Here is a 16,227-nt window from a genome sequence, read left to right as displayed (position 1 = left end):
GAAAATGTCATTACCAATGTTGCAGGTCGCGCTGGACAACCAGACTATGGATAGCGCCTATGAAACCACCCGCCTGATTGCCGAAGAAGTCGATATCATTGAAGTGGGCACCATTCTGTGCGTGGGCGAAGGCGTGCGCGCCGTTCGCGACCTGAAAGCGCTCTATCCGCACAAAATCGTGCTGGCGGACGCCAAAATTGCCGATGCCGGTAAAATCCTCTCCCGTATGTGTTTCGAAGCCAACGCGGACTGGGTAACGGTCATTTGCTGTGCGGATATCAACACCGCAAAAGGCGCGCTGGATGTGGCGAAAGAGTTTAACGGCGATGTGCAGATCGAACTGACCGGTTACTGGACCTGGGAACAGGCGCAGCAGTGGCGCGATGCGGGCATTCAGCAAGTGGTTTATCACCGCAGCCGTGACGCGCAGGCCGCAGGCGTGGCGTGGGGCGAGGCGGATATTACCGCGATTAAACGGCTCTCCGATATGGGCTTTAAAGTGACCGTGACCGGCGGGCTGGCGCTGGAAGACCTGCCGCTGTTCAAAGGCATTCCGATCCATGTCTTTATCGCGGGGCGCAGCATTCGCGATGCCGAATCGCCGGTAGAAGCCGCACGGCAGTTCAAACGCTCCATTGCCCAACTGTGGGGCTAAGGAGCGGCTATGCTGTCGAAACAAATTCCGCTCGGCATCTATGAAAAAGCGCTCCCTGCCGGGGAGTGCTGGCTGGAGCGCCTGCGGCTGGCGAAAACGCTGGGTTTTGACTTCGTTGAAATGTCGGTGGACGAGACCGACGCCCGACTGGCGCGGCTCGACTGGAGTCGCGAGCAGCGCCTGGCGCTGGTGAGCGCGGTTGCTGAAACCGGCGTGCGCGTGCCGTCCATGTGTCTGAGCGCGCATCGTCGTTTTCCGCTTGGTAGCGAAGATGACGCGGTACGGGCGCAGGGGCTGGAGATTATGCGTAAAGCGATTCAGTTTGCGCAGGACGTCGGGATTCGCGTCATTCAACTGGCGGGGTACGACGTTTACTATCAGCAGGCCAACGACGAAACGCGTTGCCGCTTCCGCGATGGGTTAAAAGAGAGCGTTGATATGGCCAGCCGCGCCCAGGTGACGCTGGCGATGGAGATCATGGATTACCCATTGATGAATTCCATCAGTAAAGCGCTGGGCTATGCTCACTACCTCAATAACCCGTGGTTCCAGCTCTATCCGGATATCGGCAATCTGTCTGCCTGGGATAACGACGTACAGATGGAGCTACAGGCGGGAATCGGGCATATCGTCGCGGTACACGTCAAAGATACTAAACCCGGCGTGTTCAAAAATGTGCCGTTTGGCGAAGGCGTTGTCGATTTCGAACGCTGCTTCGAAACGCTCAAACAGAGTGGCTATTGCGGGCCCTATCTGATTGAGATGTGGAGTGAAACAGCAGAGAACCCGGCGGCAGAGGTAGCGAAAGCGCGTGACTGGGTGAAAGCGCGCATGGCCAGCGCCGGTCTGGTGGAGGCAGCCTAATGCAAAAGCTCAAGCAGCAGGTATTTGACGCTAACATGGATTTGCCCCGTTATGGACTGGTGACGTTTACCTGGGGCAACGTCAGCGCTATCGATCGCGAACGCGGGCTGGTGGTGATTAAGCCAAGCGGTGTCGCCTATGAAACCATGAAGGTAGATGACATGGTGGTGGTGGATATGGATGGCAAAGTGGTGGAGGGAGGTTATCGTCCTTCTTCCGATACCGCTACCCATCTGGCGCTGTATCAACGCTATCCGTCGCTTGGCGGCGTCGTTCATACCCACTCCACCCACGCCACGGCATGGGCGCAGGCGGGGATGGCTATTCCGGCGCTCGGTACCACGCACGCGGACTATTTCTTTGGCGATATTCCTTGTACCAGGGCGTTAAGCGAAGAAGAAGTGCAGGGCGAGTACGAGCTGAACACCGGCAAGGTGATTATCGAAACGCTGGGCGAGGTGGAACCGCTGCATACGCCAGGCATTGTCGTGTATCAACACGGGCCATTCGCCTGGGGGAAAGATGCGCACGATGCGGTACATAACGCGGTGGTCATGGAGGAAGTGGCGCGAATGGCGTGGATTGCGCGCGGTATTAACCCGGCGCTGAATCCCATCGACGATTATCTGATGAATAAACACTTCATGCGTAAGCATGGCCCGAATGCGTATTACGGGCAGAAGTAAAACAACGCTCCGGGATCCTATCCCTCAGGGATGTAATTGGTCAGATTCCGGAGCTTCTTTCATAACACTCTATAGAATCATACTACTGTGTCTATCAACGGATTGTTTGTTAAAACTGACCCACAGCGGCGTCGGTATGGAGTAGCTGCGTTAATTGGTTTTGCAGCGGGTATTATTTCAGCATTTGTAAAATGGGGCGCGGAAGTTCCTTTACCGCCGCGAACGTTTTCCGGCGGGCGCGATGAGTTTAATCCACCGTATATTTTTTTGCGGGATTATTTAGGCATTGACCCAACACAAACGGTTTATACCTTTTCTGAGCATGTTATTAACCCTGTGATGGTAACTCATATTATCTTTTCGCTGGTATTCGCAATAGATTACTGCGTCGTCGCGGAAATTTTCCCGAAAGTTAAATTATGGCAGGGGATACTGGCGGGGCTGATTGTTACGGTTGTCGTGCATGGCATATTCTGCCCGGCGCTGAACTTAACGCCTCCGCTTACACAACTTCCTTTTGACGAGTACGCTTCTGAAATTCTGGGACATGTATTTTGGTTTTGGGTGATTGAGTTAATGCGCCGCGATCTGCGAAACCGCATAACGCATGAGCCGGATGCCGAAGTGCCATTAACAACCCGATAAGCGAAAAAAAATGCCCCCTGACCAGGGGGCAAAACTATGGCATTTTCCTGATACTAGCGATAAATTTCCGCGCTGGCATGCATGTTGCCGTTACTACCGGGCTCCCGTAACAAAATCGGGTGGTAGTACATTGCGCCTCGCGCATCAGTTTCTTCTTTCAGCGCCTGGCGGGCCTCGCTTTCAGTCGCGAAATTATGGTTTATGTAAATCACGCCTAAGCTCTGTATATCGTCCATATTTCTGGCCTGACGATTATCAATTTCAATGGCTGCCATTGTATTTACGCTGAGCAAAAATCCAGCCAGAAGGGGGAAAATACGGAAGAACATAGTGACCTCCTCGGCGGCGGTTGCTGACCTGGCCCTGCCTCCTTTTTTGTGAACCTCTGATGTTATTTTAATCGCTACCAGCAGGAGCGATAGCGACCATTTCTGATGCAGTTGTTCAAAAAATTACCGCATTTCCCGCTGATGCCTGATAAATCGTCAACTCGCTAGCTGTTATGGTGGTTAACAGGTCGGTATCTCATCCTTAATCTTTTACATTTCAGAACTGATCGGCAGGCACATAAATAATCGAACTATTGCCTTGAGTTTCGCCGGGCGTGTCAGTATTATAACGCGTCATTTTTCAGCCGACCTTTAACACGTTCCTTGCCTCCATGGGCCGCGGCTGACCCAGACAGGAGGCTGAATAATCCGTAAGGAGCAATTCGATGCGTCATTACGAAATCGTTTTTATGGTCCATCCTGACCAGAGCGAACAGGTTCCGGGTATGATCGAGCGTTACTCTGCCGCCATCACTGGCGCAGAAGGCAAGATCCATCGTCTGGAAGACTGGGGCCGCCGTCAGCTGGCTTACCCGATCAACAAACTGCACAAAGCGCACTACGTTCTGATGAACGTTGAAGCGCCGCAGGAAGTGATCGATGAGCTGGAAACTACCTTCCGCTTCAACGATGCCGTTATCCGCAGCATGGTTATGCGTACTAAGCACGCTGTTACCGAAGCCTCTCCGATGGTTAAAGCGAAAGACGAGCGCCGTGAGCGTCGCGATGATTTCGCTAACGAAACCGCAGATGATGCTGAAGCTGGGGATTCTGAAGAGTAATTTCTGATGACCAACCGTCTGGCGTTGTCCGGCACCGTGTGCAGGGCCCCCCTTCGAAAGGTCAGTCCATCAGGAATTCCGCATTGCCAGTTCGTGCTTGAGCATCGTTCTGTGCAAGAGGAAGCCGGCTTTCACCGGCAGGCGTGGTGCCAAATGCCCGTTATTGTTAGCGGACACGAAAACCAGGCCATTACTCACAGTATAACGGTCGGCAGCCGCATAACCGTTCAGGGGTTTATTTCTTGCCACAAGGCAAAGAACGGTCTGAGCAAAATGGTTCTGCATGCCGAGCAGATTGAATTGATAGATTCTGGAGACTAGCCATATGGCACGTTATTTCCGTCGTCGCAAGTTCTGCCGTTTCACCGCGGAAGGCGTTCAAGAGATCGACTATAAAGATATCGCTACGCTGAAAAACTACATCACCGAAAGCGGTAAGATTGTCCCAAGCCGTATCACCGGTACCCGTGCAAAATACCAGCGTCAGCTGGCTCGCGCTATCAAACGCGCTCGCTACCTGTCTCTGCTGCCGTACACTGATCGCCATCAGTAATCGGTCACGGTCCATTAATACGACTTTGAGAGGATAAGGTAATGCAAGTTATTCTGCTTGATAAAGTAGCAAACCTGGGTAGCCTGGGTGATCAGGTTAACGTTAAAGCGGGCTATGCTCGTAACTTCCTGGTACCACAGGGTAAAGCTGTTCCGGCTACCAAGAAAAACGTTGAATACTTCGAAGCACGTCGCGCTGAACTGGAAGCTAAACTGGCTGACGTTCTGGCTGCTGCAAATGCACGCGCAGAGAAAATCAACGCCCTGGAAACCGTTACTATCGCGTCTAAAGCAGGCGACGAAGGTAAACTGTTCGGTTCCATCGGTACTCGCGACATCGCTGACGCTGTGACTGCAGCTGGCGTTGACGTGGCTAAGAGCGAAGTTCGTCTGCCGAACGGCGTTCTGCGTACCACTGGCGAACACGAAGTGAACTTCCAGGTTCACAGCGAAGTATTCGCAAAAGTTATCATCAACGTGGTTGCTGAGTAATCAGTCATTCTCGTTTTTGCTAGCAACGAAACGTCGGCCCAGCGCCGACGTTTTGCTTTTTTAACCCCATCGCTTTTCGACTGGCTATCTCCCCCTCTTTTCGCGATAATTAAAAATAAAACATTATTTTAATTTCTTGGTGAAAGAATGGATACCCAACGCCAGGCCTCCCCGTTTGCCCGCAAAAACGTCGTTTATGTGTGTGCCGCATTTTGTTGCCTGCTATGGGGCAGCGCTTATCCAGCCATAAAAAGCGGTTATGACCTCTTTCAGATAGCCACCGACGATATCCCTTCTAAAATTGTTTTTGCTGGTTATCGTTTTTTGTTTGCGGGTGGGTTGCTACTACTGTTCGCGCTGCTTCAGCGTAAACCGATTGGTCGGTTTCGTCCGCGCCAGTTTGCTCAGTTAACGTTACTGGGTCTGACCCAGACGTCGCTGCAATATCTCTTTTTCTATATCGGCCTTGCGTTCACCTCCGGCGTGAAAGGCTCAATCATGAACGCGACAGGCACATTCTTCAGCGTATTGCTGGCGCACTTTATTTATCAGAACGACCGATTGAGCTACAACAAAACGCTCGGCTGTATTCTGGGCTTTGCGGGCGTCATGGTGGTGAACGTCAGCAACGGCCTGGATTTCAGCTTTAATCTGCCGGGAGAAGGCTCCGTGGTGCTGGCTGTGTTTATTCTTTCTGCGGCCACATTGTATGGCAAACGTCTCTCGCAGACGGTCGATCCGATGGTCATGACTGGCTATCAATTGGGGATTGGCGGTCTGGTACTGGTCATTGGCGGTTACGTTTTTGGCGGTACGCTGACGATACATGGCTTCTCGTCGGTGGCGATTTTAGTCTACCTGACGCTGCTCTCGTCGGTCGCTTTTGCGCTATGGAGCATTTTACTCAAATATAACCGCGTGGGGATGATTGCGCCGTTTAACTTTCTGATCCCGGTTTCTGGCGCGGCTCTTTCGGCTATTTTTCTCGGCGAGAATATATTGGAGTGGAAATACATGATTGCGCTGGTGCTGGTGTGTTCGGGGATTTGGTGGGTGAATAAGGTGAAGCGGTAATGCTTCACCTGAACGAATAGGGTATAGGCGGGGTAAGGCGCAGCCGGCGTTACTGTGCGCGAATAAAACTGCCGTCAGGCTGACGCGTAAACAGCACCTGTTGACCGTTATCGCCATCTATCGTTAAACCTGTCACCACCCCGCTGGCATTCTGGCGAATTTTAATCATTTGACCATTTTTGAGATTACTCAGCGGCTTGCCAGCGCCTTCTACCTGCGCCATTGCATAAACGTCTGTCGGGGGCAGTCCGTGGTCACGGAACAGTTGCGCCAGAGTTTTACCAGGCTCTACCCGGTACGAGCGCCATTGTTGACCGATGCCGCTATCCTGCTGGAAAGGCTGCGTCTGCGGCTGGTTTTGTTCTTCCGGCTGGCCTTCCTGGATAGGTTCCGGCGCAACGGGCGCCACCTGATCCGGATCGTTTTGCGGCGCGACCAGCTGCGCCTGAAGCTGGGCCTCCGTCGGCGGCTGTGATTGCGATTGCAGATCCAATTGCGCTTCCCGCGTGACGACAGGCGAGTCGCTGGTCTCGCTGGCGGGCAGCAGGAAGCCGATCACCAGCACGATAGCGGCAATGATAATGCCACGACGATGCATAGGCGGCAGCGGCTCCATGATGCGAAAATTATCCGGCGCGTGCCAGATTTTCGCCAGGGTTGGTTTTAATTCAAAGCGCCCGGGCATGGTTTACCTCCTGCTCCGCATCTCGTTCCTTAATCATAGAGTATAGATGGCTAACGCTATGATACTGGTAGTGCTATCCGCTTTCGTGACATCAATACGGATAATCTATTGTTTCTTTTTCCCTGCGATTTGTCATCCTCCCTGAGACAAAGTTTTACCAGAAGAAGCGTGGCTGTTATGCTGCCCGCTACTTTTTTGATATCCAATGAAGGAAAAATAATGGCCACCCCGACTTTTGACACTATTGAAGCGCAAGCGAGCTACGGTATTGGTTTGCAGGTAGGGCAGCAGCTCAGCGAATCCGGTCTTGAAGGGCTGTTGCCTGAAGCGCTGGTTGCAGGCATTGCTGATGCGCTGGAAGGTAAACACCCGGCGGTTCCTGTTGATGTGGTGCATCGTGCGCTGCGTGAAATTCATGAGCGTGCGGACGCGGTGCGTCGTGAGCGTTTCAAAGCAATGGCGGCCGAAGGCGTGAAATACCTGGAAGAAAACCGCGAAAAAGACGGTGTGAACAGTACTGAATCTGGTTTACAGTTCCGCGTTCTGACGCAGGGCGAAGGCGCGATTCCGGCGCGTACCGACCGCGTACGCGTGCATTACACCGGTAAGCTTATTGATGGCACCGTATTTGACAGCTCCGTCGCGCGCGGCGAACCGGCTGAATTCCCGGTAAATGGCGTGATCGCCGGCTGGATTGAAGCGCTGACTCTGATGCCGGTAGGTTCCAAATGGGAACTGACTATCCCACAGGAGCTGGCCTATGGTGAGCGTGGGGCCGGGGCATCTATTCCGCCATTCAGCACCCTGGTGTTTGAGGTGGAACTGCTGGAAATTCTGTAAGCGCTCCGGGTTTGCCGGATGACGGCGTAAACGTCTTATCCGGCAACCCTGACTTCAGTAGATGCCAATATTTTATTTTGCAAATGGCGTCGTTACGTGTATTTTTGTGAGCTAATTCGCATTATCAAAGTGATATAACACTCATTTTAAACATAAAATTAACATTGTATTTGAATCTTAGTATTCATCCCGCCGATTCTTACCTAATATCGATGAGTCCTGACAACAGGATCGTCGTATCATAGACCAAAGGCCGTAGAGCCCGCACAACACAGACAGGTACAGGAAGAAAAACATGGTAGATCAGGTAAAAGTCGCAGCCGACGAACAGGCTCCGGCTGAACAGTCGCTACGGCGCAATCTTACAAACCGTCATATACAGCTTATCGCTATTGGCGGCGCTATTGGTACCGGTCTGTTTATGGGATCGGGTAAAACGATCAGTCTCGCCGGACCGTCGATCATTTTTGTGTATATGATCATCGGTTTTATGCTTTTTTTCGTGATGCGCGCCATGGGGGAATTGCTGCTCTCGAATCTGGAATATAAATCGTTTAGCGATTTTGCTTCCGACCTGCTTGGCCCCTGGGCGGGATATTTCACCGGCTGGACGTACTGGTTTTGCTGGGTAGTGACCGGTATGGCTGACGTGGTGGCGATTACCGCCTACGCGCAGTTCTGGTTTCCCGGCCTTTCCGATTGGGTCGCCTCGCTGGCGGTAGTGATCCTGCTGTTAAGCCTCAACCTCGCCACCGTTAAAATGTTTGGTGAAATGGAATTTTGGTTTGCTATGGTCAAAATCGTCGCCATTGTGGCGTTGATTGTGGTCGGGCTGGTGATGATTGCGATGCACTTTAAATCGCCGACCGGCGTTGAAGCGTCTTTCGCGCATCTGTGGAATGACGGCGGCTGGTTCCCGAAAGGTATTAGCGGGTTCTTTGCCGGTTTCCAGATTGCGGTATTCGCCTTCGTGGGCATTGAGCTGGTCGGTACTACCGCCGCAGAAACTAAAGATCCGGAAAAATCGCTGCCGCGCGCGATTAACTCAATACCGATCCGTATCATCATGTTCTACGTCTTTGCGCTGATTGTCATTATGTCGGTGACGCCGTGGAGTTCCGTGGTGCCGGATAAGAGCCCGTTTGTTGAGCTGTTTGTACTGGTGGGTCTGCCTGCCGCCGCGAGCGTGATCAACTTTGTCGTGCTGACCTCGGCGGCGTCTTCCGCCAACAGCGGCGTCTTCTCGACCAGCCGTATGCTGTTTGGCCTGGCGCAAGAAGGCGTGGCGCCAAAAGCGTTCGCTAAGCTATCGAAACGCGCGGTACCGGCGAAAGGCCTGACCTTCTCCTGTATCTGCCTGCTGGGCGGCGTGGTTATGCTGATGGTCAACCCGAGCGTGATTGGCGCATTCACCATGATCACTACGGTTTCGGCTATCCTGTTTATGTTTGTCTGGACCATCATTCTGTGTTCATACCTGGTGTACCGCAAAAAGCGTCCCCACCTGCATGAAAAATCCATCTATAAGATGCCACTCGGTAAGCTGATGTGCTGGGTCTGTATGGCGTTCTTTGCGTTCGTGCTGGTATTACTGACGCTGGAAGACGATACGCGCCAGGCGCTGATCGTGACGCCGCTGTGGTTTATCGCGTTGGGTCTGGGCTGGCTGTTGATAGGTAAGAAACGGATGGCGGGAATGCGTTAATTGTTTTGCCCGGTGGCGCTGGCGCTTACCGGGCTTACAGCGTAGCGTTGATTTGGAGGCCGGATAAGGCGCCGTTTACAGCCGCCATCCGGCAAAATGCCCGGCTGGCGATTATTCCCCGGCCAGCGCGCGTGGGAACAGCACGTTATTCTCCAGGCTGATGTGCTCCATCAGATCATCAATCATCTCATTAATGCCGTTATACATCGCTTTCCAGGTGGTACACGCTTCTGGCGGCGGCGTTACATTTTGGGTGACGTGTTTGATGACGTCTACCAGCTCTCCCGCCTCGTCATGCTCGCTTTCCATTACGCTTATCGGGCCCGTTGCCTGGCGACCCATACCCTGTTTGATCATTGGGAACAGGATCTGTTCTTCTTTCATCATATGGCTGGAAAGCTCTTCATGCAGCGCGGTGAGATATTTTGTCAGGCCGCGTGGGACGTTTGGCTTATCCGCGTGGACGCGTTCCACTTTGGTTGCCTGCAGGATAAGCTCCGGCAGTTGCTCGCGGTGTCGGTCATGATAGCGCACAACGATATGGTCAATAATGTCTGCCAGCGGAACGGCGCGCCAGTCTTTTTCGATGGGCTGTTCAGCCAACTGCGCCAGTTGCGCTTCAATGATGTCAATATCGACGTCGTGACGCGCGGCGGCGCGCGCCAGCGTCTGTTTTCCGCCGCAGCAGTAATCCATATCGTACTGGCGAAACAGCGCCGATGCGCGGGGAATAGAGAGCGCCAGTTCGCCTAAAGGTTGATCGCGATAAGCCATAGCCGTTACCTCATTTGCAATAATATAAGTTGTATTTTAAATGCATCTTTAAGGCGAGGCTATAACTCTTTCGGGGTGCGTATAATTTAAGCGAGTATGAAATTAGCGTTCCGTGACCGGAACGACGGTCGCTTTTTCCGGTTTCGCTCTCACGGCAATGACCACGCCCGCCACCAGGAGCGCAATGCCGCTTAACGTCAGGAATGGCGGGATTTCCTGGCGCAGAATGAAGGTATAGAGCAGTCCCGCCAACGTCTCAAAAACAATCAGCGGCCCTAAAATAACGGTTGGCAATTTTTGGCTGGCGATATTCCAGCACAGCGCGCCCACCCAGGAACACAGCACCGCGATGGCGATCATCAGACCGATAAACAGCGCGGGATGCGGGCCAAAGGGCAGGGTAAACAACGGTTTCTGGATACTCAGCCACAGACAGACCGCCGCATAGCCGATTAACGAGACCGGCAGCGTAACCAGCGCCTGCGCCGTTGCCCACATCATGGGATGTTTGTCGGGATTTTCCCGCAGCCAGCGGGCGTTGCGCAGCGCATACCATGCCCAGCACGCTACGGAAATCAGCGCCAGCACAATGCCTGAACCATAGCGCCAGCCGCTAACATCGGACAATCCCTGGCTAAGTTCAGCAATATTGACGCACAGCAGGCCAAAACCGATAAGCGCCAGCGCGGGCGCTAAACGCCGCCAGGATAATCTGCCGTCTCGTTGGCTATAGAGAACGTTAGCGAAAAGCGGAATGACGACTGGCAATGTCCCGATGATCATCGTCGACACCGGCGCGCCGGTTCGCTGAATGGCGCTGGCGAGGCAGGCGTAATAGATTACATTGCCCATCAGAGTCAGCGACAGGGCGGTGGACCAGTCTTTGCGCGTCAACTGGCGTAACCGTGTGCGGCCTAACCAGGCAATTGGCAGGGCAATCAGCCCCAGCGCCAGATAGCGTCCCATTGACTGTAAGAGGGCCGGGTAATCCGGCACGATTAACGGGCCGACGAAAATCAATCCCCACATTAGCCCTGCCAGCAGGGCGTATAGCACGCCGCTAATCATCAGATTCTCCTCATAAACCGTTCCGTCATTATCAGAGAAGGTCTATGAGGATGCTACATAAATTAACTAAATTTTAACACTTACAGTACGGAGCGAAGGCTTTCTGTGAGCGTCGTCGTCGGGCGACCGATGAGTTTACGCAGCGTATGGCTGTCATCAAACAGGCCGCCTTTCGCCGCGCCAGCGTCAGAATTGGCCAACATATCCGCCAGTCCGTCAGGCAGGCCTGCGCCTTTCAGCGCGGCGGCAAAATCGACTTCGCTCAGGTTCTGGTAGACGATTTTTTTTCCGATCTGATGAGTAAGTTCATCCGCCAACTGGCTTAATGTCCAGGCGTCATCACCCGCCAGTTCGTAGACATTCCCGGCGTGACCCTCTTCACGGATGACGCGCGCGGCGGCGGCGGCATAGTCAGCGCGCATTGCGGAGGCGATTTTCCCTTCTCCCGCCGCGCCAATAAAGACGCCATGTTTCAGCGCGGCAGGGACGCTCGCCAGGTAGTTTTCCGTATACCAGCCGTTACGTAATAGCGTGTGAGGAATACCTGACTCAGCCAGCATTTTTTCCGTTTCAATATGTTCATCGGCGAGCGCCAGCGGCGATTTATCCGCATGTAGCAGGCTGGTATAGGCGATGAATTTCACCTTCGCGGCAATGGCGGCCTGAATAACGTTGCGGTGCTGCGCGGTGCGTTGTCCCACTTCGCTGGATGATATAAGCAGCAGTTTATCAACGCCCTGTAAGGCGGTGGTCAGCGCGGCTTCGTTAGCGTAATCCGCCTGGCGAACGGCAATCCCGCGCTGACTGAGCGGGGCGGCTTTTTTCGGGTTACGGACGATCGCGACGAGGTGGCTGGCGGGCATCGTTTTTAGCAGGTTTTCAATAACGTGTTGGCCCAGTTGGCCCGTTGCGCCAGTGATAGCAATCATGGTGAACTCCTCAGTGTTGGTCTTGTGTTTTATTACGCTACCACCTAAACTTACTTTTAGTAAGTACGTACAAAAAGGTAAGTATCAATGCGCGCTCATACTCTTTCCCGGCAGTTGCGTGAAGGCAATCTCTTTGCTGAACAGTGCCCGTCCCGTGAGGTGTTAAAACATGTCACCAGTCGCTGGGGCGTACTGATTCTGGTCGCGTTACGCGACGGTACACACCGTTTTAGCGACCTGCGGCGCAAGATGGGAGGCGTGAGTGAAAAGATGCTGGCGCAGTCGTTACAGGCGCTTGAACAGGACGGATTTCTCAACCGGGTGTCATATCCAGTTGTTCCGCCGCATGTGGAGTACAGCCTGACGCCGCTTGGCGAGCAGGTGAGTGATAAAGTCGCCGCGCTGGCGGACTGGATAGAACTGAATTTGCCGCAGGTATTGGCGCAGCGGGACCGTTTATCAGATGGCGGCTAGCGCTTTATTCGGCCTGACTGGCAGGCCGAATAAACGCAGCGCCATACGGGACACACGTTACTTGCTTAAATCCACCTGATAAATGGCAAAACCGATATCATCGACGGCAACCTTCTTCATCGGATACTGCCCTTTCGCTTTAATGAAGGCAGCGGCTTTATCGCCTGGCGATGTTTCAAAGCGGATATCCAGCGCCGTATCGCTGTGGATTGGCGCCAGACGCCAGTTATTATCCGCCGCCGGATGGATTTCGCCCGCGCGTTTTGACTCTGCGCCAATCCATGCCGCCAGCACGGCGCGATTTTCATCCGGAGACGCAAAGGCGATATGGCTGTCGCCCGTGCCGGCAAACTTGCCGCCGTAAGCGCGATAGTTATTCGTGGCGACCAGGAACGTAGTGTTCGGGTCGACAGGCTTACCGTTAAAGGTCAGGTTTTTAATACGTTCCGCCTGCGGATTCACCATCTGGCATTCGCCATCATAGCGGGCGGGCTGTGACACATCGATTTGATAATTCACGCCGTCAATGACATCGAAATTATAGGTGCGAAAGTCATCCCAATTGATCAACGATTGCGGTTTGTTGCTGTGAATATCAATTTGATTAAACTGTCCGGCAGAACATTCCAGCCACTCTTTTACCTCTTTGCCGCTGGCTTTCACCACCACCAGCGTATTCGGATAGAGATAAAGATCGGCGGCGTTACGGAAGGTCAACTGGCCTTTTTCCACTTCGACAAAACTGGCAGGATCGTTCTTACGCCCGCCAACTTTAAACGGCGCGGCGGCGGACAGCACCGGCAGTTTCGCCAGATCCGGATCGCCCTGAATAAAGTGTTCCACATACGCTTTTTGCGCGTTATTCACCACCTGTACGGTAGGATCGTCCTGCACCAGAGCAAGATAACTGTACATATTATCGGCGGATTTACCGATAGGCTTGCTGACAAACTCGCGGGTGGCATCGTGATCGGCTTTCAGAATACCGACCAGCTTACTGTCTTCCGCCGCCAGCGACTTTTTAGCGGCGGCGTCATAGATAGGCCGCGCTTCCGCTTTCGCCTGCGTAACCTGCCATTTGCCGCTGTCGTTATTGAGCACCAGATCGACCACTCCCAGATGGTCGCCCCACATGCCAGGCATTACCGCAGGAATGCCGTTAAGCGTACCTTTGGCGATATCCGCGCCTTTGATGTCGGCAAAATCTTTACCGGGGAAGACGGCATGGGCGTGGCCAAACATAATCGCGTCGACGCCGGGAACTTCACTGAGGTAATAAACCGAGTTTTCCGCCATGCTGTGGTACGGATCGGCAGAAAGGCCTGAATGAGCAATGACTACCACGATATCTGCGCCTTTCTCGCGCATTTCGGGCACATATTTCCGGGCGGTTTCCGTAATGTCATTGACGGTAACTTTGCCGCTCAGGTTCGCTTTATCCCAAATCATGATTTGCGGCGGGACAAAGCCGATATAGCCAATTTTCAGGGTTTGCGGGTTGCCGTCTTTATCAATAACGTTCGTCTCTTTAATCAGATAAGGCGTAAAGAGCGGCTTTTGGGTTTTAACGTCGATAATATTGGCGTTAACATAAGGGAATTTCGCGCCAGCCAGCGCGTTATGCAGATAGTCCAGACCATAATTAAACTCATGGTTGCCGAGGTTTCCAACCGCGTAATCCAGAGTGTTGAGCGCTTTATAGACCGGGTGAATATCACCGTTTTTGAGCCCTTTTGCCGCCATATAATCGCCCAGAGGGCTCCCCTGAATCAGGTCGCCGTTATCCACCAGCACGCTGTTTTTGACTTCATTTCGGGCGGCATGAATCAAACTTGCGGTACGTACCAATCCGAATTTTTCGGTTGCGGTATCCTTGTAATAATCGAAATCCATCATGTTGCTATGTAAATCAGTAGTTTCCATGATACGGAGATCGACGGTGGCCGCATTCACGCTGGCGGCGATCAGCGTAGCCAGAAGCGTTGCACTAAACTTAATCATCAGAGGCACCTTTTAAGAACGCAATAGAAAAGCCGGATAGTGAAAAATAGCGATGATAAACAGTGAAACCCGATATCGTTCCGACCGTCGCCAGAAGAAGGCGAAACCGCCCCATCCGGCCGATTTTTTGCGAGTGTTCACAGAAAGGTGAATCATGCCATGAAAGCTATTATCAAAACCGCTGACGGTATCACAGTTGGCGGAACCCTTAACGATCGGGTATAAGTAAAACAACGAGTTAACGCCCCTGTCATAAAGAGGTGGAGAATGTTAGAACAAGTATGCCAGCTTGCACGGAACGCGGGCGATGCCATTATGCAGGTTTATGATGGAGCCAAACCGATGGAGTACGCCCGCAAGCAGGACGATTCTCCAGTCACTGCGGCGGATATCGCCGCACATACCGTGATTCTCGAAGGGTTACGCACGCTCACGCCGGATATTCCGGTGCTTTCAGAAGAAGATCCGCCTGCCTGGGAAGTGCGCCAGCACTGGCAGCGCTACTGGCTGGTCGATCCGCTCGACGGCACCAAAGAGTTCATCAAGCGCAATGGCGAATTCACGGTCAATATCGCGCTGATTGAGCAGGGCAAACCGGTGTTGGGCGTGGTCTATGCGCCGGTGCTGAAAGTGATGTACTACGCGGCGGAAGGTAAGGCCTGGAAAGAGGAGTGCGGGGTGCGTAAGCAGATTCAGGTCCGGGATGCCCGCCCGCCGCTGGTGGTGATTAGCCGTTCGCATACGGATGATGAACTCACCGAATATCTCCAACAGCTTGGCGAACATCAGACCACCTCTATTGGTTCCTCGCTGAAATTCTGCCTTGTGGCGGAAGGCCAGGCGCAGCTTTACCCCAGATTTGGGCCGACCAGCGTCTGGGACACTGCCGCAGGTCATGCCATTGCCGTTGCAGCCGGGGCGCACGTTCACGACTGGCAGGGAAAAACGCTGGACTATACCCCTCGTGAATCGTTCCTTAACCCCGGCTTCCGGGTGACTATTTACTGAGGAGCTTATGCAGCAGGTCGACCACCTGCTGTACCTCTTGCTGGGTTAACGCGCCATCTTTCACCCATTGAACCCGGCCGTCTTTGTCAAGCACGATGACGGCGGACCCCTCTTCTTTTAATTGCCAGGCGTTACGCGCCACGCCATTGCTGTCGACAATAAATTGCGACCACGGGTAGAGCTTTTTATTACTTTCTATACTGCTACGCACGAACATACCGGAGCCGGGGATCGCATCATCGGTGTTCACAATTGTGGTCGTCTGGTATCTGTCATGCGGAAGCCCGGCGGATTTAATCGCTTCAATCAGCGTGGCGTTTTTTTCCTTCGCTGACGTTCGACCCGCAATGTGCAGCAGGACGCGCACTTTTCCCGCCAGCTGCGCGCTATTCCAGTTTTTATAACTAAACTCATCTTTATTCAACGTCAGTTCGCCACGATCGGCAATGCCTACCGGCGGCACCCGTTGGTTATCTTCAAGGTTATGCGCACAAGCCATTATGGGGAGTAGCAGACACGACATCGCCAGAATTTTACGTAGGGTCATGGTCATTCCTTCTTTATTTTTTTGCAGGTGATCCGACCACTTTGGGCCGATAGTTAATCATATGTGCGATTGATGCTTTTTCCCGCAAAGGGGATGCCAGTTTGCGGGCGGGCGCAC

General features: G+C 53.2%; 20 protein-coding genes. 13 read left to right on the top strand and 7 right to left on the bottom strand.

Going from position 1 to position 16,227, the window contains the following annotated elements:
- Positions 1 to 4 precede the first annotated feature (4 nt).
- The 4 genes from ulaD (at position 5) to ACLJR2_RS15415 (ending at position 2,850) form a co-directional block, all read left to right on the top strand.
- Complete coding sequence (gene ulaD / locus ACLJR2_RS15430) at positions 5 to 655, top strand: 3-keto-L-gulonate-6-phosphate decarboxylase UlaD (protein WP_000056761.1); 651 nt, start codon at positions 5 to 7, stop codon at positions 653 to 655.
- Positions 656 to 664: 9 nt separating this feature from the next.
- A complete protein-coding gene (gene ulaE / locus ACLJR2_RS15425; RefSeq protein ID WP_000949530.1) occupies positions 665 to 1,519 on the top strand; it encodes an L-ribulose-5-phosphate 3-epimerase UlaE in 855 nt (284 codons plus the stop codon).
- Complete coding sequence (locus ACLJR2_RS15420; protein WP_001170768.1) at positions 1,519 to 2,205, top strand: L-ribulose-5-phosphate 4-epimerase; 687 nt, start codon at positions 1,519 to 1,521, stop codon at positions 2,203 to 2,205. The genes ulaE and ACLJR2_RS15420 overlap by 1 nt, the downstream gene beginning before the upstream one ends.
- A gap of 87 nt (positions 2,206 to 2,292) precedes the next feature.
- Positions 2,293 to 2,850: a YagU family protein gene (locus tag ACLJR2_RS15415; protein WP_001534908.1), complete on the top strand. Its 558-nt coding sequence runs from the start codon at positions 2,293 to 2,295 to the stop codon at positions 2,848 to 2,850.
- A 53-nt stretch (positions 2,851 to 2,903) separates the two neighbouring features.
- Here the strand turns inward: ACLJR2_RS15415 and yjfY are convergent, their stop codons facing one another.
- Positions 2,904 to 3,179: a DUF1471 family protein YjfY gene (gene yjfY, locus ACLJR2_RS15410; RefSeq protein WP_000466074.1), complete on the bottom strand. Its 276-nt coding sequence runs from the start codon at positions 3,177 to 3,179 to the stop codon at positions 2,904 to 2,906.
- 386 nt (positions 3,180 to 3,565) lie between these two features.
- Between yjfY and rpsF the strand changes: the two genes are divergently transcribed.
- From rpsF to ACLJR2_RS15385, 5 genes are all read left to right on the top strand, one after another.
- Positions 3,566 to 3,961 carry a 30S ribosomal protein S6 gene (gene rpsF, locus ACLJR2_RS15405; RefSeq protein ID WP_001216673.1) on the top strand — a complete coding sequence of 132 codons (396 nt, stop codon included), beginning with the start codon at positions 3,566 to 3,568 and terminating at the stop codon, positions 3,959 to 3,961.
- 6 nt (positions 3,962 to 3,967) lie between these two features.
- A complete protein-coding gene (priB, locus tag ACLJR2_RS15400) occupies positions 3,968 to 4,282 on the top strand; it encodes a primosomal replication protein N (RefSeq protein WP_001519453.1) in 315 nt (104 codons plus the stop codon).
- 4 nt (positions 4,283 to 4,286) lie between these two features.
- A complete protein-coding gene (gene rpsR, locus ACLJR2_RS15395; RefSeq protein WP_000135199.1) occupies positions 4,287 to 4,514 on the top strand; it encodes a 30S ribosomal protein S18 in 228 nt (75 codons plus the stop codon).
- Between the two features lie 41 nt (positions 4,515 to 4,555).
- Positions 4,556 to 5,005, top strand: a complete 450-nt coding sequence (gene rplI / locus ACLJR2_RS15390; protein ID WP_001196065.1) for a 50S ribosomal protein L9 — start codon at positions 4,556 to 4,558, stop codon at positions 5,003 to 5,005.
- A 147-nt stretch (positions 5,006 to 5,152) separates the two neighbouring features.
- A complete protein-coding gene (locus tag ACLJR2_RS15385) occupies positions 5,153 to 6,079 on the top strand; it encodes a DMT family transporter (protein ID WP_001534469.1) in 927 nt (308 codons plus the stop codon).
- Positions 6,080 to 6,128: 49 nt separating this feature from the next.
- On the opposite strand, the gene ACLJR2_RS15380 is transcribed toward ACLJR2_RS15385, so the two are convergent.
- Complete coding sequence (locus ACLJR2_RS15380; RefSeq protein WP_001119446.1) at positions 6,129 to 6,764, bottom strand: OapA family protein; 636 nt, start codon at positions 6,762 to 6,764, stop codon at positions 6,129 to 6,131.
- 219 nt (positions 6,765 to 6,983) lie between these two features.
- Between ACLJR2_RS15380 and fklB the strand changes: the two genes are divergently transcribed.
- Positions 6,984 to 7,604 carry an FKBP-type peptidyl-prolyl cis-trans isomerase gene (fklB, locus tag ACLJR2_RS15375; protein ID WP_000235161.1) on the top strand — a complete coding sequence of 207 codons (621 nt, stop codon included), beginning with the start codon at positions 6,984 to 6,986 and terminating at the stop codon, positions 7,602 to 7,604.
- A 295-nt stretch (positions 7,605 to 7,899) separates the two neighbouring features.
- A complete protein-coding gene (gene cycA / locus ACLJR2_RS15370; protein ID WP_000228322.1) occupies positions 7,900 to 9,309 on the top strand; it encodes a D-serine/D-alanine/glycine transporter in 1,410 nt (469 codons plus the stop codon).
- Positions 9,310 to 9,420: 111 nt separating this feature from the next.
- Here the strand turns inward: cycA and ytfE are convergent, their stop codons facing one another.
- The 3 genes from ytfE to ACLJR2_RS15355 all read right to left on the bottom strand — a co-directional run bounded on the left by ytfE (position 9,421) and on the right by ACLJR2_RS15355 (position 12,080).
- The gene (ytfE, locus tag ACLJR2_RS15365) at positions 9,421 to 10,083 is read right to left on the bottom strand and encodes an iron-sulfur cluster repair protein YtfE (protein WP_000331471.1); all 663 of its coding nucleotides are present in this window, start codon (positions 10,081 to 10,083) and stop codon (positions 9,421 to 9,423) included.
- A 102-nt stretch (positions 10,084 to 10,185) separates the two neighbouring features.
- On the bottom strand, positions 10,186 to 11,151 hold the full coding sequence (locus tag ACLJR2_RS15360) for a DMT family transporter (protein WP_000623290.1): 966 nt from the start codon (positions 11,149 to 11,151) through the stop codon (positions 10,186 to 10,188).
- Between the two features lie 80 nt (positions 11,152 to 11,231).
- Positions 11,232 to 12,080 carry an SDR family oxidoreductase gene (locus tag ACLJR2_RS15355; protein ID WP_000560603.1) on the bottom strand — a complete coding sequence of 283 codons (849 nt, stop codon included), beginning with the start codon at positions 12,078 to 12,080 and terminating at the stop codon, positions 11,232 to 11,234.
- An 87-nt stretch (positions 12,081 to 12,167) separates the two neighbouring features.
- Here ACLJR2_RS15355 and ACLJR2_RS15350 point away from each other — a divergent pair, with 87 nt between their 5' ends.
- The gene (locus ACLJR2_RS15350) at positions 12,168 to 12,554 is read left to right on the top strand and encodes a winged helix-turn-helix transcriptional regulator (RefSeq protein WP_001201295.1); all 387 of its coding nucleotides are present in this window, start codon (positions 12,168 to 12,170) and stop codon (positions 12,552 to 12,554) included.
- Positions 12,555 to 12,611: 57 nt separating this feature from the next.
- Here ACLJR2_RS15350 and ACLJR2_RS15345 read toward each other — a convergent pair whose 3' ends face one another.
- Positions 12,612 to 14,555, bottom strand: coding sequence for a bifunctional 2',3'-cyclic-nucleotide 2'-phosphodiesterase/3'-nucleotidase (locus tag ACLJR2_RS15345; RefSeq protein WP_000589401.1), 1,944 nt, complete (start codon positions 14,553 to 14,555; stop codon positions 12,612 to 12,614).
- 267 nt (positions 14,556 to 14,822) lie between these two features.
- On the opposite strand from ACLJR2_RS15345, the gene cysQ reads away from it, so the two are divergent.
- On the top strand, positions 14,823 to 15,563 hold the full coding sequence (gene cysQ, locus ACLJR2_RS15340; protein ID WP_000893398.1) for a 3'(2'),5'-bisphosphate nucleotidase CysQ: 741 nt from the start codon (positions 14,823 to 14,825) through the stop codon (positions 15,561 to 15,563).
- Here the strand turns inward: cysQ and ACLJR2_RS15335 are convergent.
- Positions 15,553 to 16,110 (bottom strand): YtfJ family protein, encoded by a 558-nt coding sequence (locus ACLJR2_RS15335; protein WP_000175300.1) that lies wholly within the window; start codon positions 16,108 to 16,110, stop codon positions 15,553 to 15,555. The two genes, cysQ and ACLJR2_RS15335, sit on opposite strands and share 11 nt — an antisense overlap.
- Between the last annotated feature and the right edge of the window lie 117 nt (positions 16,111 to 16,227).

The sequence above is a fragment of the Salmonella sp. SAL03688 genome (assembly GCF_046551895.1).
In the GTDB taxonomy this organism is placed as follows: Bacteria; Pseudomonadota; Gammaproteobacteria; order Enterobacterales; family Enterobacteriaceae; genus Salmonella; species Salmonella enterica.
This window is presented reverse-complemented; position numbering and strand designations above follow the sequence as displayed.